A 12,632-nucleotide genomic window follows, 5' to 3' on the forward strand; every position below is an offset into this window, starting at 1 on the left:
AATCAATTTGTACTCGCCGCCGATTTGCGGGGAAAGCACGATCGACGAGATTGATACGGTGGGATTTTCTTGATGTCTAAGACAGCAGTCACTGGATCGTTGATCGGATTTCAATTGGAAGACGGCTCTGCTCTTCCAAAGTATCAGCAGATCGCCGACCACCTGCGCGGTGCTATTGAGAGTGGACGCATACCGGCCGGCATTAAGTTGCCGTCGACTCGCGTTTTCGCCGAGGAGATCGGCGTATCGCGCAACGTGATCTTGCAGGCGTTCGATCGACTCATCGATGAGGGCTTCTTGTCCAGCCGTATTGGCGACGGGACTTATGTGCTGGAGCCCACCGGCGGGCATGGTCGGTCGCCACTTGAAACAAAGACTTCATCCGTGGGACAACGATATCCGTTCAGATCGTTGTCACGCAGGGGTAAGAGCCTTACGGCGTCGGCCACGGATGCTTTCCCGGAACGTCCCACGACATTCATGCCGGACCTTCCGGATCTGCGCGAGTTTCCGATCAAAACCTGGCTACGCCTGCTAAACGAGACGTCGGGTCGGCTTCGCGGTGAGATTCTCGCCGATACATCCAATGCTGGTTACGAGCCCCTGCGGCGGGCTATTGCGCGGCATCTCAACATCTTCCGCGGTATGACCTGCACGTCTGAGCAGATCATTATCACCACGGGTTCCCAGCAGAGTCTTGATCTGGTCAGCCGCATGCTGTTCGACCCTGGCGATCCGGTCTGGCTCGAAGAGCCCGGGTATGTCGGCACCCGTTCGATTTTTAAGGGCAATGGCGCTTCGCTGTGTCCTGTCGAGGTCGATGACCAAGGCCTCTGCATCGAAGAGGCACTTGCCAAACACCCATCGCCGCGCCTGATTTTTACGTCGTCTTCGCGTCACTATCCCTTGGGCGCAACGCTTTCGCTCCAACGACGCTCTGCCCTCATCGAACTCGCGAGCCGTTGCGGCGCCTGGATCGTCGAAGATGATTACGATAACGAATTTCGTTATGTCGGTCATACCCCAACCTCGATTCACGGGCTGGACATTGGACAACGCACCATCCATCTGGGGACGTTCTCGAAGATTCTGCTTCCGTCATTCCGCTTAGGCTACGTCGTGGTGCCGCCCGATCTTGCCGAACCCTTTGCCAAGGCGCGGGCGGTGGTCGATCGCCACGCCTCGCTCATTGAGCAAATGGTGCTTTCGGAATTCATGCACCGTGGTCTGTTCGTCGCCCATATCCGACGGATGCGGAGCCTTTATAGAGCGCGCCAGGTTAGGCTGATTGGTGGACTAAACGAAATTTTCGACAATGGGCTTCGTCTTTCTTCAACCGACACCGGCATGCACGTCATCATACCGCTCGACCAGGCCGCTGACGATCAGGAGATCGCGCGCAAAGCTATGGACTATGGCGTTGTGCTCCGTCCGCTGTCACCCTACTACGCAGGTCGAACGAAACGTCAGGGGCTTCTGCTTGGCTTTTCAGCTTACAACGTCGACGAAATCGAACAGGGACTCGCGCGCTTGTCCAAACTAAGAACGACAATAAATCCCGTGCTTGCGACTTAATAATGAGCTCGGCATCAATTGGCCCCGTTCATTTTTTGTAAATGGCTCCAAGGGGCGGACCGTGTTCTAGGTATATCAGTTTCGCGGGAATCGGCCCGTGATGGTGGTGTAGAACAAGATGAATGCCAGCAATGAAGCTTCCAAGCCCGTGGAACCATCGAGCGAGCGGACACGGCTGAAGAGGTATCATTGGTTAGCCAAGTACGATCGAGATACGATCAATGCGATTATCGACGCTGGTATCGTCTGCCAGATCGGCTATGTGATCGACTCGATGCCTTATGTGACGCCGACCAATCACTGGCGTATTGATGACTACATTTATTGGCATGGCTCCTCTGCCAGCCGGATGCTGAAAACGCATCAGGAAGGCATTCCAGTCTGCTTCAGCGTCACGCATTTGGATGGGATCGTCTTCTCCCGCGCGGCATTCAACCACAACGTCAATTTCCGTTCAGTGATGGCGTTCGGGAAGGCGGAATTCTGTGAGGACGAGGTCAAGCGTCATGCGCTCGAGATCTTTACCGACAGGCTGGCACCAGGTCTTTGGGACTATGCCCGAAAGCCAGCCGAGCAGGAATGGAAGGCGACCAAGGTGATCCGAATGAAACTGGATGAGGTATCGGCTAAGGTTAGCGACGGTCTTCCCGATGAGGAGCCAGAAGATTGCATTTCCAACAGGTGGGCCGGATCAGTCGGACTGCGGCTGGTACAGCTTCCGCCCGTTCCTGATCCGAAGCTGCGGAAAGGCATCGAAATGCCAAGCTTCATCAAGAACTTTCGCTATCTGAAATAGGCCCTGCCTGACGATTCGACCTTGAAAACAAAAACCCAATAATCCGTTTAGATTGCTGGGTTCTTAGTATCAATCTTGGTTGCGGGGGGACTCGCAACCACCGATACCGACATTCGCTGATGGTAGCCATTTGAGGTAACGGCCGGGGTATATTCAGCTTGGAAGTCTAGAAATATTGTAGTGTTTCAGCGGCCATTCTGACATTTTCGGCATTTTTGGCCCATTGAGATCATTACAGAATTTCCCGTTGTCAGAATGGCGGTTGCAAGCCCGGTGGTCGCAGAACATTCGGCCCGGACGCGAGAAAGGTTCAAATCCCGGACCCGCAACAAACGCCTCCCTAGACTCGCCTCGTAATATCCCTGAGTCTTTGAGAGGGCGCCAACGGTGCCGTGACTCAGGAAATCCCAAGTCGTACGCTGGGGATGTCCGCTTGCCGGCACTTTTCCACGGCAAGCGTCGCCGGCGACCTGCCGCACGTCAGTCGCGCGATACGGACAGCCCCGCGAGAAGCGGAGCGTGCGCGGCGAGACTGCGGGATACGAACTCCGTGAAGAGCCGCACGCGCTTCGTCTTGCGTGTCTCCCCCTGTGTGAGAAGCCAGAGCGTTCCATGCATGTGCAGGTCGGTGCCCGACACCCTCACCAATAGGGGGTCGGCATCTCCGACGAAGCACGGCAGTGTCGTCATCCCGAGCCCTTGCCGTACTGCAACGATCTGCGCCTCGCCGTCCGTGGTCCTGAACGGAACTCCTGTGGCACGAACCTCACCCTCGCGGGCCCATTCCGGGATGCCATAAATGCTTATCACGATCCACCGGATGGGGTCCGGCGCGCCCGCACGCCACGCGGCCAGTCGATCGCGGGACATGTAGACGCCGCCGAACAGCTCCGGTCCCTTCAGGCCATGAAGATTGAGCGGCAGGGTTTTGCGGTCGTAGACGACGCGGATCGCGACATCGGCCTCCCGGTTGGTCAGATTTGCCAACTCGCCGGACGCCAGGATTTCCATCTCGATGTCCGGATGCTGACGCGCGAAATCGGCGAGGTCCGGCATCAGCAGGTGTGTCGCGAGGGTGGGTGCCAATGTCACCCGCAGAAGTCCGCGCACGCTCTGGTCGCGACCCAAGACGCGCGTCTCCAATTTAAGCGACGACGCTTCCATCTGCTTCGCGAGTTCGAGGACCTCCTCGCCCGCAGCCGTCAGGCGGTAGCCCGCAGGCAGCTTTTCGAACATGAGCGCCCCAAGACGTTCCTCAAGCTGGGCGATGCGTCGCAGCACGGTCGCGTGGTTCACACCAAGGCTCTTGGCGGCAGCCCGAACAGAGCCTCCGCGCGAGACGGCAAGAAAGTAGCGAATGTCATCCCAGTCGATCATGGTGCAATCCAGCACCACGCGGTGCGCCTTCCAAAGCCCGTATCTAACGGATCGTATAGCAGTATTGGCGGAAATCATAGCTTGGGGCGACGAGCCCGGCCCAATTCCGACCGGCAACCACCGATCATCGCGGCCGGCATCAATCGTCACCCGGATCGTTTTCGCACCACCGATGTGCGCTTTTCCACACTCAACGCCTGACCCCGGCGGACCTATGTCGAGGTTCTCGGGGGCGTCCCCAAACGATTAGAGACGGAAGCCTGGAAGGAAGCAGTCATGGGAAAGCTTGAAGGTAAGGTTGCAGTCATCACGGGTGGATCGAGCGGCATGGCGCTGGCGAGCGCCCAGCGGTTCGTTGAAGAAGGCGCCTATGTTTTCATCACGGGCCGGAAACAGGAGGCGCTGGACCAGGCCGTCAAACTGATCGGCCGGAACGTGACCGGCGTGCGCGGCGACGCGGCCAATCTCGACGACCTCGACCGTCTGTTCGACACGGTCAAGCGGGAAAAGGGCAGGATCGACATCCTGTATCCTCCCGAAAACAGACGTGTATCGGACGTCGTCCCAAGGTGGGCTTTTCGGATTGGCAGCCGGAAATTTTGCGTATGAACCAGGACCACCGGTCCGCAGGGAAAAGCGCCTAGAGATTTGAGCACCCCACCCCTATTGATTGATGGTCGGCGGCAATATCGCGCGCTTTGTAAGCTGTTCCACAATGCAGGCGATCCCAGCGCCCCTTCGCTTCAATTCGGCTTCAGTGGCCGCGTTCTGAAGCTCCATGTCGAGAGCGTCGACTATGACGGCGTAAATCCAATTATACTCCTCAGGTCAGCTCGTCGAGCAACGCCTTTGTAGCTCTTAGATCGGCGGTTTCGAAGCCCTCAGTGAACCAGCCGAAGGCGGGCGCGAGTAGCGCGCAGGCGTCACTGTGCCGCCCCAGATCATGCCAGAGGCGCGCCAAGTCGCGGGTGGCGCGGAGTTCGAGCGACCTGGCGCCTTGTGTGCGGGTTATCGCTATGGCCCGCGCAAAGCAGGTTTCGATCTCAGTGGCCGATGCACCTTGCACGTGCTTGAGCTCCCCCTCGATGCGGTCGAGCTCACCCTCCCACATGTGTTCGTCATTGGCCGCGACGAGGGCCTTCGCCTCGGCGATGGCGCGCAGCCCCGGTTCGGCCTGCCCAACTCGCGCGTAGGCCGCAGCGAGCATGCAGAGATACCGGGCTTGATACCAACCGACGCCGAGTGCTGCGCGATCAGCAGCATTCTGGCGCATAAGCGCGATGCCTGCCTCTGTGGCACCCTGCTGCACCATCGCCCAGCCGCGAAGAATCAGGCCATTCACGCGCCAGTAGCCCAGGCTGTGCCGATCGGCCAGCTCAACGATCGCTTCGGCATGGGCTCGCACGCCCGGGACATCGCCGAGGAGTTCGTCCAAGCCCGCGCCGGCGAAATTGTGGACGTGCGCTGTTAGGTTCGCCTGATCCAACTCCGCCGCGCGGCGGAACGCCTCGTTACTCGAACGACGCGCTTGTTCGGGAAAGCCGAGGATCCAGAGGACGGGCGCGAGATAGGTGAGCGCCGAGACCTGCGGATCGTGAACGTAGTGCACCGGCTGTGATCGATGCTGGCGCGCGTCGTACAGCTGCAGGATCGCCTCGAACTCGGACCGTGCCTCGGGAAATGCCCCGAAGTGCATGGCCGTGATCCCGGCCAAGCGGTGGCTGGCAAGGCCAATCACCGGATTCGGCAGGCGTTCGGATACCTGCCGAGCCTCATCGGTCAGTCGCCGCATCATGCGATAGTCGCCGCGCACGAAGTAATAGACGAACTCGCCGCTGAGGGGCGCGACGAGAGGCTCCGCCTCGCCGAGACGCTCGCAGAGAACACGTGCCCGGCTGTAGGCGGCGCCCGTTTGCGCCGCGGAGTAGCCGTGCACGGCGATCAGGGGTGTGCCGACCGCGATTTGAAATGAGAGTTCCCGCCGATCCCGCTCTAGGCTTTCCGGAAGCGTTTTCAATGCTTCCAACCCCCTGGTCAGATGCCGGATGGCTTCGAGATTGGCCGAGCGTTCGGCGGCGCGCTCGCCGGCTTTTAGCCAATAGCCGATGGCACGCTCGATCTGGCGAGCTTCCGTCAAATGATGTGCCAGGAGTTCAGGCTCACGCGCGACCCGCTCGGAAAAGCGCCGCTCCACGACTTCGGCGATGCGTGCATGCAGCTGCTGCCGATCGCTGCGCAGAAGCGTGCTGTAGGCGGCATCCTGCACCAGAGCGTGCTTGAAGGTGTAAACGGACTCCGGCGGCGCTCCGCGTTGGAACACCAGTTCGGAAGTGACGAGCCGAGCCAGTTCGCTCTGAAGCTCCCGATCGTTTCGGCCGGCGACGGCGCCGAGCAACTCGTAAGAAAACTCACGGCCGATGACCGCTCCGGTCTGTGCCACCTGTTTGGCAGCCGGCCCGAGCCGGTCGAGCCGCGCCAGCAGGGACGCGTGCAGCGTCGCCGGCAGGGCGAGCGCTGATGTGGATGGCCCAGCGAGCGCGCCTTCGGCGTTGCTTCCGCCCGCGTGGGCCTCCAAAACAGCTTTTGTCAACTCTTCGACAAAGAGCGGCACGCCGTCGGTGCGCGTGACGATCTCTTCCACCGTATCGGCGGGCAGAGCCTTGTTGCCTGCGACCCGCTGCACGAGCATCGCGCCCTGGCGCCGGTCCAGCCGGCTGAGTGCCAACATCGTCACGTGCGATCGTCCGCTCCATGGCGGCTGAAACTCAGGCCGGAAGGTAATCAAAAGCAGCATTGGTAGTCCTGCCGCGCGGTCTATTACGCGATCCAACAGCTCGCGCGAGCTGGGGTCGATCCAGTGCACATCCTCGGAGATCATCAAGACCGGCTGGTGCTGGGCCAAGGCTACGAGTTGCCGGAGCAGCGCCTCGAATGTCTCCTCCTTCTTTCGCTGCGGATTGAGTTGGCGTGGGGCGTACAGATCGCCGCCGGGAATGTTCAGCAATTCGGCAAGGAGGATCACGTCCGCGATTGGCGACGAAGTCCGTGTGAGCAGCGCCTCTAGCTTGTGAAGCTTGGTCTCGGGCGTGTCGTCCCGCTCAAACCCGGCGGCTCGTTCGAGCTGCACGATTGTCGGGTGGAGAGCGCTGTCCTGGTGGTATGGCGAGCAGAAGTAGCGCAATCGGACGTGCGGCTCATCGAGCAGCCGCTCTTCGAGCGCAACGCTCAGGCGCGACTTTCCAATACCCGGCTCGCCCGTGAGCAACACGACCCGCCCTTCACCCTCCTTCGCCTGTGTCCAGCGCCGGAGCAGCAGCTGAATCTCCTCCCCGCGTCCGACGAGCGGGGCGAGGGCGGCGGCCGAATGCAAAGCCTCGAACCGGCTTTCGACTGCGCCTTCGCCTCGTACGCGCCACGCGGCCACTGGCGCGACGAAGCCTTTTAGCTCCACCTCGCCGAGTTCCTCGTACTCAAAGATCTCCCCTGTCAGCTTGTGCGTGCTTGCGGCGATTACGACGCTGCCTGGTTCCGCCAGGGTTTGCAGGCGTGCCGCGAGGTTGGGCGTCTCACCCACAACACCGCGCTCGTGGGCTTCGCCGGCACCGACAAGATCGCCCACAACGACGAGGCCTGTGGCAATCCCGACCCGCACCCGCAGTCTCCCGCCCGGCGCAACCTGCACCAGCCGCGCGGTCGTCACAATTTCCAGACCCGCGCGAATCGCCCGCTCGGCGTCGTCCTCATGTGCCTGCGGGTAGCCGAAGTAGGCCAATACCCCGTCGCCCATATACTTGGCGACGAAGCCATCGAAGCGGCCCACCACCCTCTCAACGTCTTTGTGGTAGTCGCCGATCACCTCGCGCAGGTCTTCCAGATCAAGCCGTGACGCGAGCGCGGTTGAGCCAACGAGGTCGCAGAACATGACCGTGAGTTGCCGACGCTCGGCACCTGGAGATACCGGCTTGGCAGGCGTGCCGACAGCTGATGATCTTTCCGGAAGAGCAGCACCGGTCAAAGGAGCGCCACAGTTGCCGCAGTAACTATTGCCACTCGGATTCTCGCGGCCGCAGGCGCGACAACACTGCGGCAGCGGCGATCCACAGTCCCCGCAGAATCGGCTGCCATCCTGATTGGCGCTTCCGCAGCTCGGGCACTCCATGCTCGCCCTCCCGCTCGGAACATCACAGCAGTCTAGACCAATATGCCGATGGCGGCGAGCATCGCCAAATGGGGTGCGACCGTCAGCGCGCGTCGCAATGCGCCGATGACCCGGGCCTACGCCATGCCGTCCAGTTGCCGTTGACGGTCGGACATCTCGGCCAGGTTCTCACGTTCCGTACAAGAGCCAGATTGAGCTTCGCGCCGCCTCCATGCCGGATGCCGCTTGGGCAGTCTCAGGACATCCCCCAAGCTAATCCCGGAGGAATGGCAATCCCCCGGTTTTGGTATCGCCTAATCCGCTTTCGACACGTCATCAGCGGTTCGCTTGCGCTCGCCTCTCTCAATCATGCCTGCCGAAATCTAGCTTCGACTTTTCCGCAACGTTCACCACCATCGTTTTTGACGACAGCAGCTTGCGGTGGCTTGAGATCAACACCTGATTGCCGACCTCGACGGGCCCTCCTTCATCTCTCATACAGTTGCGCACCGCGCGTGTGGACCGGCGATACTCGTGACACAATGCCATAAGCGGAAGTGGCAAGCCTTTTGATCGCTTCGTCCCCCCTTATTCATCAAACTCGTTGAACATGCGCCGTTCTGCGTAGCAGCCGTCGTCATTCAGGTTTGCTCATCGTCTTAATTGGGCCTTCGTACCCAACCAACTTCAATTTGTTGCCGCAGCTTGGGCACTCAAAATTGCGACGCTCATAGCCCGGAACTATTGGTTCGGCGATGCCGCGCAACATTTCGACGCTGCACTTCGAACAGGTTGGCCGGTCGTCGATGTTAGGGCTCATAGGCATCACTGCATAGGTGGATACCAGCCTGGCTATCTTTCCGTCGGTTCGTTTTCCGACAAATGCCGCTGTGGGTTTCGTTGTCACAGGACGTCACTTAGACATGAATGCGTTGCCGACCGGAGGGATGGCCAGCCGTATCAAGCAGCCGTAAGCAGCGGTTACGTGGATCACGGCGCAAGTCACCCCGATTATCAAAAAACTCCAATGCGAGAGTCGCAAACCGAACTGACGCCTCCGACTTTAGTCAGCCATATCTTGGTCGGACAGGTGCGAGGCGGTTAAGATCGGCACCTCGGAATTAGACCCGTTTCGCAGCTCAATACTTGGCCCGTGGTCTCCCCTGTGAACGCTTCACGTCGGCCCTCGCGGGACGCCGCGCATCACTCGGGGTCGGGGCGTTGGCTAGACCTTCTCCGTGGGGGACTTCCACCTCCTATTCTTTGCCAGCTTCCTGGCGCACTCCGAGTTGGGTCATCAACGGACCCGACCGCCCCGAAATCCAACGTCCGCTTCTACTGAGGACCAGCCCCCGCAATTGCTTCAGCGATTTTTGCAATTGCGTCAAAAAGCTAACTCTACCGAAACATCTCAAAACGTTAAGGCTAGCGCATCGGCAAAATGACTGAGAAGTTCGCTCCGCCACAACCGCGACAGCCAGAAGCGGAAAAAGTTCGGGCTGGCCATAACCGTAAAAGAACAAGCTAGCGATAACCAGCAACTGGATATGAAGCGTTCTAAGCGGCGGGACATAATAGGCCCCAAATACGATACCAACGAATATGCCGAACTGCCAAGATGTAAATGTCATGCCGCCCAAGCGCGCCGGCTGGGACGACTGCTTCCTCCTCGCCACGCTCGGTCATGTGCGATAGCCTTGGGGCAGAGGCGGCCCAAGACACCTGTTTGAACCAAGGCAACGAGAATTCTACGCGGCAGCAGCCTTGGCCGCCACAACCGGCTGAGGCGGGATATTCTGGAGTTGGAGATCAAAACGAAGTCCCGCCACCGAACTTGAATTGCTGCACAATGTCGTATTTGCCCTTCGTGATCGGCACTGCGTAATCGAAACGCAGAGGTCCGAACGGCGATTGCCAGATCAGGCCGACGCCGACGGAGGTGCGGATGACATTGGTATCATCGTACACCATTCCGCACTTACAAGGACTGCCGTTGACCAGACCGTTGACTTCGCCTGTGGCTGCCCAAGTCGTCGGCCCCTGATAGTCCCAAAGCGACCCCGCATCGGCATAGACAGCGCCTTTAAGGCCGACCTCCTTCGGCAGGAACCAGAACGGCATCTGCAATTCAGCAGACGCACCCCAATATTTGGTGCCGCCCAACGCATCGCCGGTCCCGGTATAAGGGAAGAAGGTCAGATCGCGCGGACCTATCCCGTTCGAAGCAAAGCCACGAACAAGATTTGGACCCATCTGGAATTGGTCAAGCATTCGAAGCTGAGTGTTGCCGATACTGTTGAGGATGCCGCTCTGGACGTGAACCAGCCCGACGATATCGGCGACCAGCGGTGCGTAGTATTTCGCGTCGATCGCTGATTTCAGGTAGCTGACGTCACCTCCAACGCCGGCGAAGTCCTGCTTGAAGTCGACGAGCAGACCGTCCGTCGGATTCTTCGTGTTATCCAGCGTGTTGTAGTCGAGCGAATAGCCTAGCGACGAAGTCCATGTCGGACCATTTGCCAATTCCTCCCGAACCGGCAACGAAGACTCACCATCGGACAAACAGCCCGGGAGCAGCCCGGCCTGGGCATTGCCGGTGGGGTCGACGCCACCCAAAACCGAATTGATATACGTCGGCGTCGGTAAAAATGCCGGTCCCGCGAGGTTATTACAATTGCCGAGCGTGGTGGGCAGCGTGATTGACTGCTGATAGAGCGAATACCGAAGCTGCAGCGACAGATCTTCGCGAAGGGCGAATCCAAGCCGCGGGCTGAAGCCCAGCGTCGTGGTGCCGTACGAAATGTAATCGTTGGCAAGCTGCTCGCGATAGGTCACGTCAAGACCAAGCGCGACCCGATAGTCGAGCAGGTAAGGCTCAACGAACGACAGCGAGGCGCCGCGGGCATACTGGCCATAGGTCACCGACGCCTTCGCGAACAGACCGCGTCCGAGGAAGTTGCGTTCGGAAACACTGACCTCGGCCAGCGCGCCGTCGGTGGTCGAATAACCGCCCGACACCGAGAAATCGCCGGTCGACTTCTCTTCAAGCTCGACGTTGAGAATGACCCGATCGCTCGACGAGCCCGGTTCGGTCGCGATCTTCACGCTCTTGAAGTAATCGAGGTTCTTCAGGCGGCGCTCGGCCCGATCGACCAATGCGCGATTGTAGGCATCGCCTTCCGAAATATCGAATTCGCGGCGGATCACGTATTCCCGGGTGCGAGTGTTGCCGCGCACGTTGATGCGCTCGATATAGGTCCGCGGACCCTCGTCGATGGCATAGGTGATGGTAACGGTGTGGTTCTCGAAATTGCGATCGCCGCGCGGGCGCACCACCGCGAAGGCGTAGCCGCGCCGCGACGCCTCGATCTGCATCTCCTCGACCGACTTCTCCAGCGCTTCGGCGTTGTAGGTCGACCCGACACTGACGCGGGAGAAGCTGCGAAGCGTGTTGGCGTCAAAGCTCGGGATGCTGGATTCGAGGTTCACCGCAGCCACGCGGTATTGCTGGCCTTCCTCGATCTTGAAGGTCACCAGAAAGCCCTTTTGCTGCGGATCGTATTCCGTCAGGGCGGCCACCACCTGCACGTCGGCGAAACCGTGCTTCAGATAGAAGCGGCGAATCAGATCGCGGTCGGCTTCGACCCGGTCCGGGTCGTAGACGTCGCCACCGCCGAGGAAGCTCAGCAGATTCGATTCGTGGGTCTTGATGATGTCCTTCAGCCGATACGACGAATAAGCGCTGTTACCGACGAACTCGACCGACCTGACCCCGGTCTTCTGGCCTTCGGTGATCTCGAAGACGAGATCGACGCGGTTGTTCGGTTGTTCAATGATCTGGGGATTGACGCTGACGTCATAGCGGCCGGCATGGCGGTAGATGTCGGCGATGCGCTGGGCGTCGGACTGCACCATGGGGCGCGACAGCGTGCCACGCGGTTTGGACTGCACCTCCGCCGAGAGTTGTTCGTCCTTGACCTTCTTGTTGCCCTCGAAGGCGACGCGCCCGATCACCGGGTTTTCCACCACGGTCACCAGGATGCCGCCGCGGGTCTGGCTGATCTTCACGTCCTGGAACAGGCCGGTCTCGATCAGCGCCTTCAGGCCGTCGTCGATTTGCGCCTGATCCAGGCGCCCGCCGGGACCCGGCTTGAAATAGGACCGGATGGTTTCGATCTCGACGCGCCGGTTGCCGTCAACCTCAATCGAAGCGACAGACTGGGCGACGGCGGGCCAAGATACCAGCATGATGGCCAGCGTGCTGGCGACCGGCATGACGAACATCATCAGGGCAGCCACCAAGCCCCCCCGGACTCCTATTCCAACATTCATCCGCAACTTGCCTTGGTTATTCCGAGTGGCACTTACGGTGCGGATGTGGCTAAAAAACCTCGGAAGTGTTTCGCATCATTTTGAATCGTTGCTCGATGGTACCAAGGCACATTCCGCGTTGGGTTTGCAGGCGGCGTTCTTGATGCCGATCAGTCAGCTACCCGCTTTCCATCCGCTTCTTCACCTTGAAATAGCATTCGAAACCAGGGGAGGGAAAACTATCCGAAGCGTTTCGCCCGTCACTCTACAAGTCCTATTTTGCGGAGACCTTCGAGATATGATTCAGAAAGTCGGGGACCCGCGTAGCATTTGTCGCAGTACTCAAATTCCTTGGAGTTTTTGCCATTTGTGATCTCGGGATTGTAACGGCATATTTCTGACATCGGACCTGTCCTTAATTCTGCCGGAAGCGAC

General features: G+C 59.6%; 5 protein-coding genes and 2 pseudogenes. 3 read left to right on the top strand and 4 right to left on the bottom strand.

What is annotated here, in order from left to right; translation table 11 throughout:
- The first annotated feature begins 72 nt into the window (after nucleotides 1–72).
- Both B5525_RS34050 and B5525_RS34055 read left to right on the top strand, forming a co-directional pair.
- Nucleotides 73–1,575 carry a PLP-dependent aminotransferase family protein gene (locus B5525_RS34050; RefSeq protein ID WP_079570211.1) on the top strand — a complete coding sequence of 501 codons (1,503 nt, stop codon included), beginning with the start codon at nucleotides 73–75 and terminating at the stop codon, nucleotides 1,573–1,575.
- 118 nt (nucleotides 1,576–1,693) lie between these two features.
- On the top strand, nucleotides 1,694–2,371 hold the full coding sequence (locus B5525_RS34055; RefSeq protein WP_079570213.1) for a pyridoxamine 5'-phosphate oxidase family protein: 678 nt from the start codon (nucleotides 1,694–1,696) through the stop codon (nucleotides 2,369–2,371).
- A 480-nt stretch (nucleotides 2,372–2,851) separates the two neighbouring features.
- On the opposite strand, the gene B5525_RS34060 is transcribed toward B5525_RS34055, so the two are convergent.
- Nucleotides 2,852–3,748, bottom strand: coding sequence for a LysR family transcriptional regulator (locus B5525_RS34060; protein ID WP_079574156.1), 897 nt, complete (start codon nucleotides 3,746–3,748; stop codon nucleotides 2,852–2,854).
- Nucleotides 3,749–4,024: 276 nt separating this feature from the next.
- Here B5525_RS34060 and B5525_RS34065 point away from each other — a divergent pair.
- Nucleotides 4,025–4,279: pseudogene (locus B5525_RS34065) on the top strand (SDR family NAD(P)-dependent oxidoreductase); the annotation flags it as partial.
- A 292-nt stretch (nucleotides 4,280–4,571) separates the two neighbouring features.
- Here B5525_RS34065 and B5525_RS34070 read toward each other — a convergent pair.
- The 3 genes and pseudogenes from B5525_RS34070 to bamA all read right to left on the bottom strand — a co-directional run bounded on the left by B5525_RS34070 (nucleotide 4,572) and on the right by bamA (nucleotide 12,218).
- Nucleotides 4,572–7,670 (bottom strand): adenylate/guanylate cyclase domain-containing protein, encoded by a 3,099-nt coding sequence (locus B5525_RS34070; protein WP_244567678.1) that lies wholly within the window; start codon nucleotides 7,668–7,670, stop codon nucleotides 4,572–4,574.
- A 159-nt stretch (nucleotides 7,671–7,829) separates the two neighbouring features.
- Nucleotides 7,830–7,907: pseudogene (locus tag B5525_RS48015) on the bottom strand (zinc-ribbon domain-containing protein); the annotation flags it as partial.
- 1,788 nt (nucleotides 7,908–9,695) lie between these two features.
- A complete protein-coding gene (bamA, locus tag B5525_RS34075) occupies nucleotides 9,696–12,218 on the bottom strand; it encodes an outer membrane protein assembly factor BamA (RefSeq protein ID WP_079570216.1) in 2,523 nt (840 codons plus the stop codon).
- Between the last annotated feature and the right edge of the window lie 414 nt (nucleotides 12,219–12,632).

The organism is Bradyrhizobium erythrophlei (genome assembly GCF_900129505.1).
Taxonomy (GTDB): Bacteria; Pseudomonadota; Alphaproteobacteria; order Rhizobiales; family Xanthobacteraceae; genus Bradyrhizobium; species Bradyrhizobium erythrophlei_D.